The following is an 18,913-nucleotide window of genomic DNA, read 5'->3' on the forward strand; positions in this document are numbered from 1 at the left end:
ATATTTCTTTTGTTTATAAACCTGAAGATTATTTCACTTTGTGATTCCCCAATCTAAAGAGGTGTACCATGTATATGTATGGCACACCTCTTTAAAAATTTTATCATTACCCGCCAATATGCGACATTTCAATCTTCTTGTTTGGAAGCTTCGTATGACTTAAGCGCACTTCAGAGTACCGGTCTTCCCGATTCAACCAAACATTCTGAATGATGGCTTTTATTTCTTCATCCGATAATCCTTTACGTAAAGGTGTGCGAAGATCCGTCCCCTCGGTGGCAAAGAGACAGGTATATAAACTCCCCTCCGCAGACATTCTTGCTCTAGTACAGGTTGAACAAAAGGCCTGTGTGACCGAGGAAATAAATCCGATTTCAGCCTCAGAGTCGAGGTATTGATACCGCTTTGCGACCTCACCGTAGTAATTTTGTGATACTGCTTTTAGCGGCATTACATCATGAATTAACTTGAGAATCTCAGCGTTCTGGAGGACGTGGTCTAATTTCCATCCATTCGAATTGCCGACGTCCATAAATTCAATAAACCGTAATGTATAATTTCTGTCTTTAAAAAACTTAGCCATCGGAAGGATATCCTGGTCATTCACTCCCTTTTGAACCACCATGTTTACCTTCACATTAAGCCCTGCTTCTGCTGCTGCATCCATACCCTCAATAATCGGCTGAACCTTCACTCCTCTACCATTTAAATAGCCAAACCTTTCATCATCAAGGCTATCCAACGAGACCGTAACGCGATCAAGACCAGCATCTTTCAGTTCTCTTGCATATTTTTTCAATAGTATACCGTTCGTGGTGATGGCGATATCTTCTATTTCATTTATATCCTTAATTCGCTCAATAAAGGAAGCTAAATTTTTTCTAAGAAGAGGCTCTCCGCCTGTAATTCTCAGTTTCTTTACACCAAAAGTAGTAAAGATTTTGACTAACCGTTCCATTTCATCAAAACTCAAGAGCTTATCCTGAGCAAGGAATGGATAGTTTGGTCCGAAAATTTCAGCAGGCATGCAGTACCGACAGCGGAAATTACAGCGGTCGGTAACGGAGAGTCTTAAATCTCGAAGCGGGCGACCCAAACGATCCATTATAGGTGTATGCTCATTCTTCAAGTTATCCCCCCTCTCACATCTCTCCGTCTTTAAATACATGTTGTTGTTACGGGCTTATAATCTAGTCCTTGGATTCGGTCCTGATGTGTATAAACATTAAACCCTTTTCCACGGATAAATCCTACGGCTGTGATTCCAAGCTCATCCGCTAGATCAATGGCTAGATTCGTTGGTGCCGATTTTGAAAGGATAATCCCCACACCGATCTTGGCTGCTTTGAGTAAAACCTCAGAAGAAATCCGGCCGCTAAAGGCAATGATCTTATCCTTTAATGGAATACGATGGATCAAGCAGTACCCGAATAATTTATCAAGGGCATTGTGTCTGCCAATATCTGTCCGAGCAAAAACGACACCGTCATTTGAACATAATGCTGCATTATGAACACCACCCGTTTGTTGAAAATAGGCGGAACCATCCTGCATTTGCTTCATTAGGTTGTGGCATTGCTCAGGTGTAATCGAAAATTTTGTCATAATCGTTTTCGCAGTCTTGACATCATTTTGAAAGTAGAATTGTCTTCCTTTGCCACAACATGAACCAATAAATCGTTTCGAATGGAAATTCTTTTCGACGTTGAACTTCGTTACTAGATCGACATAGGCAAATCCTACTTCCTCATCAATGTGAAGAGATTTAATATCTTTATAGGCACGAATCACACCCTCCGAAGCCAGAAAGCCAACGACTAATTCTTCTAACTCAGAAGGGGTGCATACCATCGTGGCAAATTCCTCCCCATCTAACATGATGGTTAAGGCTGATTCGACTGCAATATCATCCTCTTCCTCGATGAAGCTTTGCCCATTAAATCTGACAATATTTTGTGAGGTGGTGATTTCCTTTGACACAGGCGCTGCCGCTCCTTTCTTTTGAAAATTAACTGACTTCTGTTTCTAGATCCGGAATCGGTCTTTCTACATATTGAGTATCTTTTCGGGCATTATAACGTTCTGCTTTTTCCACATTCACGGTGATATTGTAATCAGGTATACCCGCAAATTTCTCATAACGTCCACGTGGTAACAAGAAGTTTCCTTCTGGGAAATGGACTTCAATATTCCCTGGTGCAATATCAACAAACTTGGCACGTCCTTGGAAGACACCAAAGCCGTTGTATACAACAATTCCTTCTCCTTCAGCAATACTTAATTTCTGACCATCTACTGCGCTCATTAATACGTCATATCTACCAGCACCGTTTAACGGGTCGACTTCCTTATATATCATTGAGTTAAACTGTTTGCCTCGGCGTGAGGTTACAATAAACTGCTCTGGTTTTTTATTTAAATCAGGAATGTCTACAGGTATTAAGCTTCCTCTTCCATCAGATGTTGGACAAATTCCATCTTCACATAACCAAGCGCCGCCCCACTGGAAGACGTCTCCCTGATTTTTCAAGTGTTGAATCCCGTCATAATCCGGATTCCCTTTCGCGATTTCATCACGAATGGCTTGGCCATCAGTAAAATCTACTAAATGAGCAGTTTCGGGTTTCACACGTTTAGCAAGATCAATATAAATCTTCCACTCGGCACGGGCTTCGGCGATGGCATTTTTGTTCCCTGGAATTTCTGGGGAGAAATACACCATCCGCTCTGTAGAAGTACTTGTACCGCCGCCTTCTTGCTCATAGCGAGTTTTTGCCGGTAATAAAATGACTGCTTCCTTGGCATCGACTAACGTTGAAGTGTTTAAAATAATATCTTGGTGTACACGAATATCTAACTCAGATAATGCTTTTTCCACAAAATCAGGATCCGGCATTGTTTCCAAGAAGTTTCCGCCCGATAAATAGTACAATTTCACATTTCGTTCATGGTCTTCAGGAAGGACTATGTTTTCGAGTGTAACCCCGACAATATCACCCTGCCAGTTTGGAAGGTTGAAGCCCCATAGCTTTTCAATCCGTTCCACATTTTTTGCATCCCAGCCGCCTCCAGGTAACACGAACGGGTCAGCACCCATTTCTCCGCTGCCCTGTACACTTGAGTGTCCACGGAATGGCATTAGGCCGGCATATTTACGACCTAAATGGCCACGTAGAAGGGCTAGATTGGCAACCTGAGATATATTGTCTGTTGCAAATGAGTGCATGGTTAGACCTAGTGCCCAGGCATAAACCGCATTTTTGCTGTTTGCCAACAGCTCCGCCAGCTCAATGATTCGTTCCTTTGTAACACCAGAAGATTCAACGATCTCCTTCCAAGATTGCTCTTGGACTTTTTTCTTAAGCTCGACATACCCATTCACATGGGCATGCACGAACTCATGATTAATCGCAGAACCGAATTCCTTTTCTTCCATATCGAACCAATGCTTCATGATTCCGTGCATAAAGGCAATGTCTCCACCAATATTTACTTGATAGAAATCATCTGCAAGTTTTGTTCCAAACAGAGCTGACTCCGGATTAGATGGAATCCAATACTTATCCATTGCTGGTTCACGGTATGGATTGACCACGATGATCTTGGTCCCTTTTTTCTTTGCTTCCAACATGTATTTTGACGATACAGGTGATGCATTTGAGGCTACGCTTCCCCAGAACAATAATACGTCTGTTCCGATCCAGTCGAGATAGTTAGCGGTAGATGCACCGACACCAATCGAACGCTTCAAAGCAGTTTTACTAGGTGCGTGACAAATACGGGATGCATTATCGATGTTATTGGTACCTAAGAAACGTGCCACTTTTCCTGCTACATAGTAGCTTTCATTTGTAATCCCTCGAGCCGTTAAATAAAAAGCATATTGCTTCGGATCTAAGGTTTTCATCTTTGCTACAATCATATCCATCGCTTCATCCCATGTGATGCGGGAGAATTTCCGCTCTCCTTTTCGGCGAATCATTGGGTATGGGATGCGCCCTAGCTTACGAAGCTCAGTGCTGTCATACTTTCTCAATTCATCAATGTCTGCGTGAAGAATTTCTGGCTTAACTGCAGGCATGGTATTTAGTCTTAAAACATTCAAACGTGTGGTACATAAATGAGGCCCGTCAAGTGTTTGGTCATGTAATCCCGATACCCCAAGGGCACAGCCGTCACAAACTCCCTTTGTAATGATATTAGTGGCATATCCGATATTATCTTTATTGTCCCACGCGATTTTCATCGTATCGCGGATGTGTTTAGGCTTAATTTTTCCTAGGCCAAATGGAATTGGACTTACCCAATGTTTTGGGGATGGTATCTTGGATTTCTTCTGTGGACCTGGATGTAATGTTTTTCCCATTCTGATTTCCTCCTCTAATCCTAAAAAGCAAATAAAAAACCACCAAGGAGCACCTAGTCATCTAACAAGGTTGTGTTCTCCATGGTGGTTAGTCTTTAACAGGTTCGCTGTCAAGTGCCAACGAGGTATAGGTAGTTATATGTTTACACGTTAAACTTTTCCTCAAGATCTTGGTCAAATATAAAGATGGACATTCCTTTGTCGTCTTCAATATCGATATCCACAAAGACACGAAGGAACTTTGCACCAAGCAATTCTTCCATTTCTTGCGGATGATTTTTCTTATAAATGTCTTTGACCATTTCCGTACGAGCGGAGCGTAGCATTTGCTTGCCATCTTCTGCTGTAGCGATAAATTTCTCGATAGGAGATAAATTCCCCTCTAGTTCACAAATCGCCCAGTTCTTGCAGAATGTTGTCCTCACTTGACTAGGACCTTTACCCATATGGCGTTTCCGAAAGGCGCGAACAATATTACTAAATTCTGCTTCATATTTATTCACTAACGTCATCTCACTTGCATACATAAGGTTTTCACTATGTTAATAGTGTTAATTCTATAAGGTTAATCTTTAAATTGCAAGAAGAAGTTAACTAACCTTATTCTGCACTCCCACTTGATTTTGCTTTTGGTTTTTCTTCAGATTGTTAATGTCTACGCGGATCAGCATCGAGATGATAAACGCCAAAACAAACAATCCAGAGAAAAATGTTAAGCTGCCGGAATAGCTGCCAGTTGTGTCTTTAATCCATGCAGCAAATAATGGTCCAACCAGACCTGCCGCTGCCCAGGCCGTTAAGATGTATCCGTGGATCGCTCCTAATTGCTTCGTTCCGAATAAGTCTCCGATATAAGCTGGAATCGATGAGAAACCTCCGCCATAGCAGGTATATACAACAATCAATAAACCAATAAATAACCATTTAACCGATATGTCTGGCAGAACGAAGAAGATGACCATCTGTAGAACAAAAAAGGTTGTATAAGTAGCTGGTCGTCCGATAACATCTGAAAAACTAGCCCATCCAATTCTTCCTAATCCGTTAAAGATTCCAATGGCTCCAACCAGTGCTGCTGCTTGCGCCATATCTATGCCGATACTTTCCATTGCAAGTGGCTTGGCTACCGCCAAAATCGCAATTCCACAGGTAATATTAATAAATAACATTATCCATAAGTACCAGAAACGCTTTGTTTTGACCGCTTCATTCGCCATTAATTGTGATAAATCCATGTTAGGTTTTGCTTTTCCGCTATTGATTTTGTCTTTATATCCTTCTGGAAGCCACCCTTCCTCAGGCTTTTCAAGATATAGTGAGGATAGAAGCATGATAATAAAGTAGGAAATCCCTAACATATAAAAGGTATTGGCTACCCCCACTGATTCAATCAGCATATTCATAACTGGACTTGCAACTGCCGCTGCAAAGCCAAAGCCCATAATTGCCAGGCCAGTAGCTAGTCCTCTTCGGTCAGGGAACCATTTTACTAGTGTTGAAACCGGAGCAATATAGCCTACTCCTAGACCAATGCCTCCAAGTGCTCCGTAGAAAAAGTATAATAAGTATCTGGATTCTAAAGCTACAGCTAAACCTGAACCTGTGATTCCGATCCCAAAGAAGGTCGCCGCCAGTAACCCTGCTTTCCTGGGTCCGTATTTTTCCACGAAATGACCTAGAAATGCTGCTGATAAACCTAAGAAAAGAATCGCAATACTAAAAGTCATGGCAACTTGTGAGTCAGACCAGCCAAACATGTCTTTAAGTGGTGCAGTAAAATTACTCCATGCATAAACGGACCCTATGGAAATATGAATTCCAACAGCTGATAAAGCAATTAACCATCGATTTTTTGTCGTTTTCATTCTCTCTCTTCTCTCCCCTTTGGTATTGATATGTAATGATGTTTTGTGAACAAAAATAAAAAACCGTTGTAAGATTTTATGTAGTTTCTGAAAGGATCAGAAAACAGAAAATCATTACAACGGTTCGCCTTAAACAGGAACGCTGTTAAGTACCAACAGTTCTAAAAAATATAGATTACTAGATTTAACCGATAACAGGTTCGCTGTTTCGGATTAAATCTCCAACCATATTTTGTAATTAATATTATCTTTCACATTTTGTTCACAATTTCTATTTTTTAATATACCATGGAAGCGAATTCAGTACAACCCTTTAATAAGCCATTTGCTCTTTGCTGTTGTGGGTTGTCACTAAAACATATTAGGATACAATTTGATCATTGCTTTAGAAATGGTGTCCGCCATGTCCCTGGCTTGTTCTTCTATTTCATCATAGATGGCAATATCCTTCTGATATTCCTTGTTTATCATCGATACTGCTTCCTGCTTGGTTAAATCCAAATGGTGATAGAACATTTTTCTAACTTCTTCCTCTGGCAAGAAGCGATTAATCTTACTTAGAAACGCTGCAATCTCATCGGCGTTGGCGTACCATTTTTTCTCTGCCGTCATCGCTGCTTGCTGGTCACCGGCTATCGCTGCTTTTACTAAGTCGGCCGCGAATAGAAGATGTTCTTTGATTAACGTAGAATATCTGGCAGCTGCAGCCTCCCCATAAATCGGCTTAATCATTTCACCCATATCCGTTGCATTTTGCAAAAGACGTGCGATAACAAAATCAACATCCGGTAATTTAAAGACTAAGCTGATGATCGCCATTCTCGTCCAAGCAACATGCTCTTCCCAAAGGCTCCGATTATCACTTAAAAGATCAACTGCTGCTTGGCTATAGCTTTGATTTTGGCGGGCATAATCGTAAGCAGGTTGTGCATTAGGTATCGTAATATACTGGCCAACATGAAGATAATAGGGATTCACGCCAGGATTCGCCATCATCAATTTCCCGACTGTCGTATGAAACCGCTGTGCTAATAGCGAATAATGATCTCCTGACTGTACTCTATAGGTAAATCCCCCATCTGGAAATGTGTTCATGTTTATTTTTCTCTCCCTTATATACGTGAATCAATGAATCCATTGTCAGTTTATTCAATTTGATTTGGCTGAGTGAGAAAAATAATACCGCTGACCAACGTCCCCTTTAAAGAAAAAAACTCAGCCTTATTAAGACTGAGCAAAGCTTTGTTATATAGATAATAGAAGAACAATACCTTTTATTTTATAAAACCACAGAGATATTGATACAGTTCTTCCAACTCCTGCTCTTTTGCCACAATACAATTGGGATACTGTTTAATTTCTCCAATATTCGTTAGTTTAAAATCATTCGGTGTGGGCAACCCCGAAGCACAAATGACTATATAATCCGCAAAGAAAATCACACCGGTCAATGCGGACATTTTTATCTTCATATGCCCCATGGCTCTGCCAGCAAACAACCCTTTCATTGCACTCTTCCCGCCTGATCTTTCAATCACGATTTGATGCTCGTCCACCATTACTTTTGTTCCAGATTTGAAATCGAATGTTTTCAACTTGATCTCCTCCCACTTTACTATAGTGGTTAGATTTTCCATTATCAATGAAAATAATCATAGTGAGAACAATCGATCATTTGGAAAGCTACTTTCACTGGCTTAACTAGGAATCGTCACTATCTACCATAGATCAGCTATCTGGAACATTGTTTTATTGAGTATTTGATTGATGATATTCCATTTCTAGTTTGGATGAATGGAGAACGGCAAGAAGCCAGTATTTTTCTCCTGTATTAAAAACCCATTTACTTAGAGGATTCTCACTTCCCTTCCATTTTTCTACTATGCAACTAGTTTCTTATCACTTGTAGCAAACGGAAGCTCTTCCTGAAATTCAATAAACTCCAGTACTTGAGAATAGTTCAAAACAATCTCTTTCCAGTCAATATCAAGTCCAGAAATCACTATCTGTTCTCCATCACTTTTTGCAATCCATTGTTCACCATGTTCATTTTCAAAATAGTGTGTTGCTTCACTGGACCATTTTGGTTGAGTACTTCCTTGTGATGTAACTAACTCTTGTTCAAATTTCACTGTCATGATGAGTACCTCCTGTTTTTTTGCCAACTTAATGGTTCCGCTATTTCGTTACAGTATTTATTGCCTTAATATTTCCACAAGCAAAAAGAATATAATCCTTTTCTTTATTTGGGTCCAGAACGACTTACTCATCTTTTGCAAGTATTAACCAAAAGGCACTGTTTTCTTTCATTGTTGATTATGGTGTTGATAGGAAAAATTATAAGGGGAGAATTTACGGCTAATGTTGCTTGAGGAAGCTTAAGAAGCAGATATAAGCGGAGAAATTCCGCTAAACTGCTTTAAACAAGTCAAAATCCATAGATTTGGATAAGATAAGCGGAAAAACTTCCTTTATTTTAAAGGAAATATTGGTATTTCCAAATTTAAACGGAATTTCTCCGCTTAATTTTCAAACAATGTGAAATCAACAATCGGGTATAACAAAGCTAATCCAAAAAAGACAACGGAGAAATTCCGTTGCCTAATTTGAACCATATCCAACTCTATTGAAGACCTTGAACTGTAAAATAATCAAACGTCATTGGGACGAGTTTACTGCTAACCGTACTGGTTCCAAAAACCCCAACTTTGCTTACAGTTATCTCTGTTGTAATTGCGTCGGCTGCTTGTTGCCATGCCCCATTGGCCCAGAAGAAGGTGGAAATGACATTCCCGGTTTTCTTGATTTTTAAATAAACCGTATCTCCACCAGGATGTGCTGCCATGTTTTGGGCTTTGCTGTATTTGGCATTTTCCTCCTTCGCTGTTTCAAGCTTTAAGCCATTGTCCCAGACGTGTCCAAGGCGGACATAATTATCGACATCCTGCCATAGATATAAACCAGCTTGCTCATGGTTATTTTTAATAGAGGCGTTCACTTTGGTTGTGATTTCAAAGTCACCAGATGGGGCGTCCTGAAGGAAGACATTCTTAATGGCATTGCTGCCTTCATGGGAATCGCCTTGCTGGGATGTGATCAATAGTTTTCCTGGATTCTCCGTTAAGCTCCATTTGGAAGCATCTTCTTGGAAAATCGACCAAGCGGGTGACAATGGAGCGGTGTCAAATTGATCCACCGTCGCTCCTGCTTCTATTGGAGGGTTCATCTTATCCTTAAATTCTGTCAGCTGTTGGCTTAAGGTGTGGACAGCCGCAAATTGTTCTTCCGTAGTTGAGCGCGGGCTGTGGTATACCTTGTTCGCCGCTTGGATGGCATCCTTCAAAAATTTCATGGCGTCCTTCGAATATTCCCCAGGTCCATCCCCTTGCTTTGAACTCTTCTGTGTTTCTTTAGCTTCGTCAATCTTTCCACCTAAGACCACTTTTGCGGAGGATAAATCGATTAAGGACTGGTTGGCTGCACGAACTCGTTTTTCGTCCATCTTCACAATCTTCCGGTCATAGGTTAAAAGCCCATTTAACTCACCTTCAACATCAGTTGTCTGCGTGTAGACGGCTGCGCTTAGACCATTCTCATGCATATAGCGTTTTAACGATTCAATATAGTCGACATACGTCTTGGTGACTTCTTCTTTATCCTTCATCATCACATAATTCCAACCGGTTGTGCCCCACTCATGTCCTGGAGTGGCTAATCCAAGTCCACCATATTCCCCAATGACGGCAATCCGATTTTCTTCCACTTGTGGGGATCTTGGCGCCGTATAGGTATGCCAGTCTAAAACATCGCCCACTCCGGCATCGGTCCAACCGCTGGCATTGGAGACTAATCGCGTTGGGTCAAGGCTCTCTACCCATTTTGTCACTCTGACGGTATCATATTGACCCCAGCCTTCATTAAAGACTGTCCATAGGAAGATCGATGGATGATTGTATTTTTCATCAACCATTTCCTTATATTCCAGTTCGTATTGTTTCCGATCGGCATCGGTCGCTCGCGGCCCGGCACCTGAACCCTCCATGCTTGGCATATCCTGCCAGACAATCATCCCTAATTTGTCGGCCCAATAATACCAGCGTTCCGGCTCCACCTTGATATGCTTACGAATCATGTTAAAGCCAAGGTCTTTTGTTTTTTCAATATCAAATTTTAACGCTTCCTCTGTTGGCGCCGTTAAACCACTCTCAGGCCAGTAGCCCTGATCTAATGGTCCCATTTGGAAAATAAATTCTCCGTTTAATAATGGACGCAGTTGGCCATTGATTTTTCCAAGAGAGATTTCCCTCATGCCAACATAACTCTTCACGGTATCTAGAACTCTATTATTCTCTTTTATCTGGATTTGTACGTCATATAAAAACGGATCCTTTGTTGTCCATAGATGTGGGTTGGGTACAGGTACAGCAAAGCTTTCCCCTGCTTTTCCTGTCGCCACTCCTACTTTCTTTCCTTTTTGATAGACGACCGCTTCAATGATTTTGTTCTCCAGATTCTGACCCGAAACGGTGACATTTACCTTCTCTTCATGTATATCAGCTTCTGTTTTAACCGATTCAATATGTGACTGGGCAACGGGTTCTAACCATACCGTTTGCCAAATTCCTGAAGTCGATTCGTACCAAATACCTTCTGGGTTCGTGGTTTGCTTTCCTCTGGCTTGCCCGCCGGATGTCTCGTCATAGACTTCTACAATCAATTCATTGTTACCCTTTACTAAATGATCGCTAACGTCAAAGCTGAAGAAGTCATATCCCCCCTTATGCTCACCTACTTTTGTTCCGTTCACATAGACAATGGCCTTATAGTCAACGGCATCAAAATTCAATTTAACGCGGTCGCCATTCCAATCGGATGGTACGGTAAAGCTTCGCTTATACCACATATGCTTTTCCTGCCGATCGATTCCGGATAGCTCAGATTCGACCGCAAATGGGACAAGAATCGATTCATTTAGTTTTTTACCAGTAGGAACGGCCTCACCCTTTGTTGCCCGTTGAAACTCCCACTTGCCATTCAGGTTCAACCATTTCTCCCGGGCTAGTTGCGGACGTGGGTATTCTGGTAATACATTATTAGGATCGACTTGATCTGCGAACGGTGATTCAATGTTAAATTGCGAGAGGTTATGAGCTCTGTTTGTAAAAGCAGCTACCTCCTTCCCCTCTTTGGTTAGGATTTTTCCCTTGCCATCATAGCTTACGAGCACATTGTTCGCGGATCTTTCATAAATTGGGGCCTTCGTTTCTAGAATGATGGTTGACGGGTCATCCTTCTTTAAGGAAATATTGGTAAGTTCCCATTCCCGACCACTTAACTTCACCTTAAAATATTGTTCAAGACCTTTCGGTAATGTTTCAAGCTCATGGTTAAAAGCTAATTCCACATGCTTCCCGTCTTCTAAAACAGTTATCGTTTTAATATCGTTGCTAACACTATAGCCATCTGGCAGGAAAAAGGCACTGCTAGGGACAATTTGTTTTTCGGTACTCGGACTAGACCAATAGAGTCTGAGATTGGAGCCGCCATAATTTTCAAAGTATTCCACTTTGATGTCATATTCTTTTCCCGCTTCTAACGTAATCGGTGCACTTTTTTGCTCAAGATCCCATTTATCCTCCCAAAAATCGATCGCCAATTTGCCGTCAATCCAAACTCTGAATCCATTATCCCCAATCATATAGAAGGTATAATCCTCTGATTTCTCGGGAACAATTTTTCCCGTCCAGCGAACCGTTACATCATCCTGTTGCCCGGTAAAAGCATTTAATGTTGGCTCTAAATCTGGGAAATTAATATCGTAATCTACAATGGTCGTTTTCAGTTCATTAAAATCAAATTTTCCTGGTCCTGATGAGGTGTAGTACTCTGCTTTTAGTCCATGTGCTTTCTTCAAATCGGCCGCTTTCACAGATGAGGGCGAAATGGCACTAAGCCCCACTCCTTGTGAAAAAACAATCGTCAAAATTGATGAAAAGACTATTAACTTTTTCTTCATTATTCTTTCTCTGCCTCCCAACCTTTAATCATAAAAATGTACCCGCTTTCATACTTGAGCGAGAAAAGCCAGCTACCCAATCTCCTCCTTTTCCTATCTACACTCCCTACTCTACCAAGCTTTTGAATAAAAATATTTACAATAAGAGGTTAAGTTTTGTAATTTTCTGATAATAAAAACGACCTATTTCTATCAGCCTATTGTTTATGAAAAAGTATGAAGAATCATCCTTAACGCGATAAGAAGTGGCGGTAACTGAAACGAAATAGTGAGTTTCGTTACCGTCACGGATCAGATACGATGTTAGCGGGTATGAATCCAAAGCTTTCGTTACTGCAACTGGACAAATTCTCCGTTAATTGGGAACGAATCGTTGGCTTTCATTACCTGCATTGCTCAAAAGTAATCCCGTAGTATCAACATATCAATTTAAGGAGGTGCTTTCATATGCCAAAACGGCCAACTGTAATTATTACCGGAAGGTGCGAATTTTTATAATTCGGGCTTCCTGTTTCAATAAAAAAGCAATCCTTTTTGGGGATTGCAATATATTTAAAGAATATCTGTAACACCACTCTCAAGTTTCTCTCTTACATCTGAATAAAATTTAGTGTAATCCGGTTCCCTTGTTGCTAGAATAGCAGATTGTGTAGCCGGGTTTAGTGGCTTATCTTCATCTAGAAAACTAATCATTTGATTATTATTTTTTACATCATTGAACATTGAAACAAACCAATAATTTAATAGAACAACTCTCACAATTTCTTTAAGTTCTCCATAGAAATTGTATGTTATTCTATCTGTTCTTTGTCCGTGAATATACAACGAACGTTCATTATACAACTTTTTTATTCTTGAATAGATTTCATCTTTCTTATCATTATCAAAATATAACTTACTTGTAAATGTTGCAACTTTTTCAGTAATTTTCTCACCGTCGTTATTAAATAATGATTCAAGTGATGCGAATAAACATAAAAGTTTAACTGGGATATCATTAACAGAAAAGGATTGATTAAAATATTCTAGTGCACGAATATACTCTCTATTTACACTCATCATTTCTGTCATTAAATCCCAACGTATATGCAATTTTAGTCTATTAGATTGTAATTCCAAATTTTTTTTTGAAAACCTTGAATTATGGTCCAATGGCGAGAAATCTTTCGCTAAACTGCGCTTTTCTATCAGGTTCATTTCTTCATCATAAACCTCAAGTTTACTTACAGGGATAAAAATATCAAGGTTTGTTACCAATCTAAGTACGTTTTCAAGGTAAAAGACTTTGTTAAATACTTCAATTAAGTTCTCTTCAAAGTATTTTTTAATACGATCTTTTGATTTCCCAATTTTATTTGAAACCTCAATTTCAATTGGAACATCATTTTCAAAGCAACAATAATAATGTTTTTCATCACCTTCAAATTGCATTAACCAAGAGAAGAGATTAGGATTTGCTAAAAATGGATTAGCATTAAATGCTTCTTCATATTTCGTTAAGTCTATTTGTTTTAGTTTGAAAATAAACTCGTCCACACTATAATCCTTTTCCATGGGATGTAATCCGTATACTACTGCTTCAAACCTCAATTTTAACTTTTTCATTTTTTCCACCTTTTTGATTTTTATTTTACAGCAATGGATATTTAAAGTGACCATTTAGTCTAACTTTTCTTAACATAAGCTTCAAGTTCCTCCCACCTAGCTATAAATCTCCATCTTATGTCAAAACCTCCTCAAGGAAATAAATGAGGAGGTTTTTTAATGGACTAAATGGATATCCAAAAGGAATGTGAACTCCGAATAGCAATGGTTAGTTTTTGTTGTGGCATATGAAAGCACCTCCCTTAAATTGATATATTCATAGTACCAAGAAGAGCTGCGTGTTTATATGCGTTGTTTGATTGGGGGTTTACGCTCAAAAACTAAAATAAAGGTAACGAAAAACTGTATTTCGTTACCGCTATCCGTTTTAAAAAGAGTTTATTTCCATGATTCTATTAAGGCTTTTGCATCCTGATTGAGAATCTCCTTCGCATCCTCCTCGATGAATTTATCCATCGACTTGTTATTTAAATGCTTTAAGAAATCTTCTATTTTTTTGCTAGCTTGTTGTTGGTTCTTTTTCTCAAGCTGATGCTCTGCTTGATCGAGATGAGTCCTTAAATGGGCGACTATTGGCTGCTTGATCACTCCCTCCGTTTCAAACCGATCGATCAGTTGTTTAATAGATTCAATACTGGTGGTCACTTTAATTTTCAGCTTATTGGAAGTTACCGAAAAGCCGTTCAAAGTTACCTTGGCATAAACTTCGGCCGTTCCGACTTGATGAGCCGTTAGTTTCCCATCTTTAATCGTAATGACCTTTTCATTGCTTGAGATAAACTCGATGTTTGCTTTGCTTAAGTCCGCATCCTTTCCATTTCGAAGCTTGCCCGTTACTTTTAGATTAGAGGTTTCAAAGCGAACAAGAGTGCTTTTTTCCGTATCAAGCTTAACGGAATCTAACATCTTATTGCTCGACGGCATCGGCTGCGGAGTAACAGTCGGTCCCCAAACCTCCATAATATCCGGTCCATTTTCTTGTTGCACAAATTGTACCCGGTCGATCGCCAGTTTTCTAGGTTCAGTCGCTTTCGTACTATTATGGGTATGGTAAACCATAAACAATTCCGTCTTGTCTGGCGAGTGAATGAGCGAGTGATGTCCGGCCCCTGGTACGACAATATTGGATTTCATAATCGGATTGTATTCATATTTGGTCCATGGCCCCATTGGAGTAGGTGCCGTGGCATAGCCGACTCCGTAATCAGGACTTTCAAAATGATTCGCTGAGTAGGTTAAATAATAGGTATCGTTATGCTTGATGACAAACGCTCCTTCATTCACAGGATAAGAAGGCTGTTTTGGACTCTTTTCCCACTCCTGTGAAGCCCGCATCACAAATTTTATTGTATCTTCTTTGATGGATTTCATATCGTCGTTTAACTCGGCGACATAAATGACATTTCCTCCCTCAAAGCGGACAAAATACATATACTGTTTGCCATCCTCGTCGGTAAAAATATGTGCATCAATTTCTGGCGTATCAGGATGTATTGGTTCCATTTTTTCCTGAATAAACGGACCCAATGGCGAATCACTTGTTGCCACTGCTAATCTCTCTTCTACCGCATAATACATATAGAACTTTCCATTTTTCTCAATGACCTCTGGAGCCCAGAAACGGTTCTCACCCCAAGAATTGTCTCGATGCAGAGCCCATTCCTCATGCTCTTTCCAGTTTACTAGATCCGTAGAGGTATAAACCTTGATACCATTTGTCATCATCGGCCAATCCGCTGTATGCGTCCCATATAAATAATAGGTTCCTTCATGATAAAGGACATAAGGATCCGCGATTCCCGGCATGACTGAGTTCGTGTAGGTCGGACCCGTAACCTCCTCTTGATAAGGAGTCACTTTCAAATTATCAAATGTGGCATCCGCATGCCAAGTTCGAAACCCGATTTTTCCCGTGGTCAAGTGCGTATTGCTGACCAAATCGAATTTCGGATATGGATTTGTATTTAACGGATTGTCGTTAATGAATGCCTGGATATGACCTTCCGATACCACGACTTTCAGTTTGTACATTTCATTGTATTTAATCGGCATTTTTCTAGACGCGATTTCTGTCCATTTGCCATCGGTAAATTGACCAAGGACGGCATACTCGTTCTGAGTATTGATTCCAAGGAAATACCCTTCAAGTGCATCAGCTCCAACGGCTAAATCAGAGGCTCTAAAAATCATCCCTGCCTCCGTTCCACTGGTAATCTGAACGTCTGATTCTAAAATATAGTCCGTGAATTCAGGATTCTCTAAGGCCGTTTTAAACCCAGCTCCACCTTTAACGGTGTACTTTCCATCTTGGATCGACCAGCTACCACCATAGGTCTTCCAACCATCTGCTTCACCGTTATTAAAATTTTCTTGGAATACTGGCTGCTCTTTATCACTTTCAACCGTGACAACGACTTCATCATGATAGACACCTGATTCATCCTCTACCTTAATAATCGTTCTGCCTGCGGATTTCGCTTTGACCAATCCTGTTTCCGAAACCGTGGCAATCGAAGGATTTTCAGAACTCCATTTTACCGTTTCACTTGGACCTAGATTCTTTAATTGCTTTGTTTCCGATTCGTTTAAAGTAAGCTTTTCTACGTCTAATTCCACTCCACCGGATATAGTCCGAATCGCAAAATAGTCAAATGTGGCATCGATTCTGTCATTGGAGGCGACGATGTTATTCGCGAAGAAACCGACTTTCAAATCCTTAAGGTCTGCGGTCACAGGATCAGCTGCTTGGATCCATTGGTATCCATCCCAATAATAGGTGGTATATTGATTTCCTATCTTCTTTATTTTTAACGTCATCGTATTACCACCAGGGTGTGCTGCAAAGTTACCTGGCTTTCGGTACACTTGTTTTAATTCATAAGCCGTTTCAATCGTCGGTCCATCCACCCATACATGGGCCAGCTTCACTAAATTATCGGCATCCTGCCAGACAAACAAGCCGGCTTGTTGATGGTTTTTCGTGATTGAAGCGGTTACTTTGGTAACAATTTCAAAATCTTTTCCCTCTTCGATGTTTTGTAAAAAGACATTGTTTTGGCTGTTATTATTTTGGTAAATATCTGTAGGAGTCGTTTGAATCGTCAGCGCACCAGGGTTCTTCGTTAAACTCCAATCTTCCTTGCTTTCTTGAAAAATAGACCATTGGTTATTTAAAGTTGTTTTATCAAAGTGATCCACTGTAAAAGCAGAAAGATCTGGCTCTCCAGGTTCACCGCGAACCGTTATATCCAATTCAGCTGTCACTTTTCCATCCGCACTTTCGGCTTTGATTTTCGCAATACCTGGAGCAACTCCATTCACAGCTATTTTCACCGTACCAGTAGCCGAATCTCTTCCAAATTCGGAAACCGTTGCAATCTTAGGATCGGATGATGAAAGTTTTAGATTCTTATCCGTTCCAACAATTGGACGGATACTCGCATTCACTGTCACCGTTTCTCCCTTAGCGATTGACACTTCTTTGTTTTCAAAGCCTATGGTTTCGATCGCTTGCTCTGTTTCAGTAGTCTCCACTGGTTGCAGAACAATTTTGTCAATTTCGGCAAAATTCGTCTTCTTTGAAAGCTTAATCGTATTTTTTCCAGCCTTTAACGTAACATCCATCGAAGTTGGATTGTAATTCTCCCAACCATAATTCTTATACTCGATTGCTTGATTCTCTCCGTCGTTCACCTTTACATGGTGCTGTGTCGGAGCACCTGCGGCGGTTCCGTTCGCTGCCATAACAACAAGGCTGTATAATCCTGCATCTTTGACATCGACTTCAAATTGAACATAATCACTATTCTCATTATCAAGCCGGCCAACTACTTTCCCTCCGGAAGCATTGGCTGAATTACGAACAAAAGCAATTCCACCGACAAGGGCATTCTCTGCTTCGTACTCATATCTTGGGATGACGGGTGTTCCCGACGGTTCTTGAAGCTCTGCCCCATAGGCAACTGGGGCACCAAAGTTAGGTGTTCCATCTTCATTCCAAGTAAATTTCTGTGCTCTTACGCTGCGGTTCGCCCAGCCGCCATTGGAATTTTTAAAAGCGTGATAAACGATCCAATCCTCTTTCCCATCCGGTGACTTGGTAAAGCCATGATGCCCAGGGCCGTACACTCCCCCTTCAGGATTCTTTACAAATACGGGTGTCTTTTTCTTGGTCCAAGAAGAAGGGTTCAGAACATCGCCATCGGTATTGGTTAATTGACCTAACACATAATCATCCATCCAGCTTCCATTAGCAGAGTATATGATGGAGATCGTTCCATCCTTGATGATGACTTCCTGCCCTTCCTGAATCGTCCCTTCCCATGGCTCGGTTGGTGAGGAGATTTCAACTCGAGGTCCACTAATCGTCCAAGGGTTACTCATTGGGGCAATATAGGTGCGCTGCGGCATCCCATCGTTCACATTGCGCCAACCGGACCAGACAAAGTACAAGGAACCATCTTCCTTTTGGAAGGCCATTCCATCAATCGCCCACATATCGGATGGGTCCGCTATTTTCCCTTTAAAGGTATAGGTACCTTGTGGATCTTGAGAATTCCCCTCCAGAACATACATCCGATGATTCTCATTTCGTCCATCATCAGCCGCAAAATAGATATACCATTTGCCATTGATGTATTGTATTTCAGGTGCCCAAATCTCCTTTGAATACATCGTTCCGCTTGTCGGGGTATATACAGTCACTCGCGGGGCGGTTCCGATATCTTGTAGTCTTTTGGCTTTTGCCACAATAATCGAGGAGTCTTTGTCCGATTTTACGTAATAATAATACCCGTCCCGATAGACCACACTGGGGTCAGCCGAACCCGCGTGGCCAGAAACAGGAACGATTGGATTCTTAAAGGTATTGGCTGAGGTATTTCCTTCTACAGCTGCCTCCACATTTTCTTTTATAAAAGAAGGTAAAAACGTGAAAAGAACAAGAACAAACACTAAAACCTTGTGAAATATTGTTTTTCGTTTAGGCGAATTTCCTTTCAAAATGTGAACACTCCCTCACTTTAATAATTGACTCTAGCAAACCATGAAAATGGTAAACAA

The 18,913-nt window shown here is 40.7% G+C and carries 11 protein-coding genes; all 11 read right to left on the reverse strand.

Features of this window, described 5'->3' with window-relative positions; all coding sequences use genetic code 11:
• Positions 1 to 106: 106 nt before the first annotated feature.
• The 11 genes from moaA to ACWM35_RS10450 all read right to left on the reverse strand — a co-directional run bounded on the left by moaA (position 107) and on the right by ACWM35_RS10450 (position 18,853).
• Entirely contained in the window at positions 107 to 1,105 is a 999-nt protein-coding gene (gene moaA / locus ACWM35_RS10400) for a GTP 3',8-cyclase MoaA (protein WP_454818168.1), read from the reverse strand.
• Between the two features lie 53 nt (positions 1,106 to 1,158).
• Complete coding sequence (gene fdhD, locus ACWM35_RS10405; protein ID WP_454817999.1) at positions 1,159 to 1,980, reverse strand: formate dehydrogenase accessory sulfurtransferase FdhD; 822 nt, start codon at positions 1,978 to 1,980, stop codon at positions 1,159 to 1,161.
• A gap of 28 nt (positions 1,981 to 2,008) precedes the next feature.
• The gene (locus ACWM35_RS10410; RefSeq protein WP_454818001.1) at positions 2,009 to 4,366 is read right to left on the reverse strand and encodes an FdhF/YdeP family oxidoreductase; all 2,358 of its coding nucleotides are present in this window, start codon (positions 4,364 to 4,366) and stop codon (positions 2,009 to 2,011) included.
• 143 nt (positions 4,367 to 4,509) lie between these two features.
• Complete coding sequence (locus ACWM35_RS10415) at positions 4,510 to 4,869, reverse strand: DUF2294 domain-containing protein (protein ID WP_454818170.1); 360 nt, start codon at positions 4,867 to 4,869, stop codon at positions 4,510 to 4,512.
• Between the two features lie 87 nt (positions 4,870 to 4,956).
• Positions 4,957 to 6,231, reverse strand: coding sequence for an L-lactate MFS transporter (locus ACWM35_RS10420; protein ID WP_454818003.1), 1,275 nt, complete (start codon positions 6,229 to 6,231; stop codon positions 4,957 to 4,959).
• A gap of 351 nt (positions 6,232 to 6,582) precedes the next feature.
• Positions 6,583 to 7,224, reverse strand: a complete 642-nt coding sequence (locus tag ACWM35_RS10425) for a hypothetical protein (RefSeq protein ID WP_454818172.1) — start codon at positions 7,222 to 7,224, stop codon at positions 6,583 to 6,585.
• A gap of 281 nt (positions 7,225 to 7,505) precedes the next feature.
• Positions 7,506 to 7,826, reverse strand: a complete 321-nt coding sequence (locus ACWM35_RS10430) for a hypothetical protein (protein ID WP_454818005.1) — start codon at positions 7,824 to 7,826, stop codon at positions 7,506 to 7,508.
• A 285-nt stretch (positions 7,827 to 8,111) separates the two neighbouring features.
• A complete protein-coding gene (locus tag ACWM35_RS10435) occupies positions 8,112 to 8,369 on the reverse strand; it encodes a hypothetical protein (RefSeq protein ID WP_454818007.1) in 258 nt (85 codons plus the stop codon).
• Between the two features lie 485 nt (positions 8,370 to 8,854).
• Positions 8,855 to 12,247 (reverse strand): PA14 domain-containing protein, encoded by a 3,393-nt coding sequence (locus tag ACWM35_RS10440; protein ID WP_454818009.1) that lies wholly within the window; start codon positions 12,245 to 12,247, stop codon positions 8,855 to 8,857.
• A gap of 552 nt (positions 12,248 to 12,799) precedes the next feature.
• Positions 12,800 to 13,852, reverse strand: a complete 1,053-nt coding sequence (locus ACWM35_RS10445; protein WP_454818011.1) for a hypothetical protein — start codon at positions 13,850 to 13,852, stop codon at positions 12,800 to 12,802.
• Between the two features lie 378 nt (positions 13,853 to 14,230).
• Positions 14,231 to 18,853: a family 43 glycosylhydrolase gene (locus tag ACWM35_RS10450; protein WP_454818013.1), complete on the reverse strand. Its 4,623-nt coding sequence runs from the start codon at positions 18,851 to 18,853 to the stop codon at positions 14,231 to 14,233.
• Between the last annotated feature and the right edge of the window lie 60 nt (positions 18,854 to 18,913).

The organism is Neobacillus sp. K501, assembly GCF_053749995.1.

Coding starts and splice junctions, on each gene's coding strand:
- moaA (WP_454818168.1), bottom strand. CDS start 1,105: ATGGATCGTTTGGGTCGCCCGCTTCGAGATTTAAGACTCTCCGTTACC.
- ACWM35_RS10410 (WP_454818001.1), bottom strand. CDS start 4,366: ATGGGAAAAACATTACATCCAGGTCCACAGAAGAAATCCAAGATACCA.
- ACWM35_RS10420 (WP_454818003.1), bottom strand. CDS start 6,231: ATGAAAACGACAAAAAATCGATGGTTAATTGCTTTATCAGCTGTTGGA.
- ACWM35_RS10425 (WP_454818172.1), bottom strand. CDS start 7,224: ATGGCGAATCCTGGCGTGAATCCCTATTATCTTCATGTTGGCCAGTAT.
- ACWM35_RS10435 (WP_454818007.1), bottom strand. CDS start 8,369: ATGACAGTGAAATTTGAACAAGAGTTAGTTACATCACAAGGAAGTACT.
- ACWM35_RS10440 (WP_454818009.1), bottom strand. CDS start 12,247: ATGAAGAAAAAGTTAATAGTCTTTTCATCAATTTTGACGATTGTTTTT.
- ACWM35_RS10445 (WP_454818011.1), bottom strand. CDS start 13,852: ATGAAAAAGTTAAAATTGAGGTTTGAAGCAGTAGTATACGGATTACAT.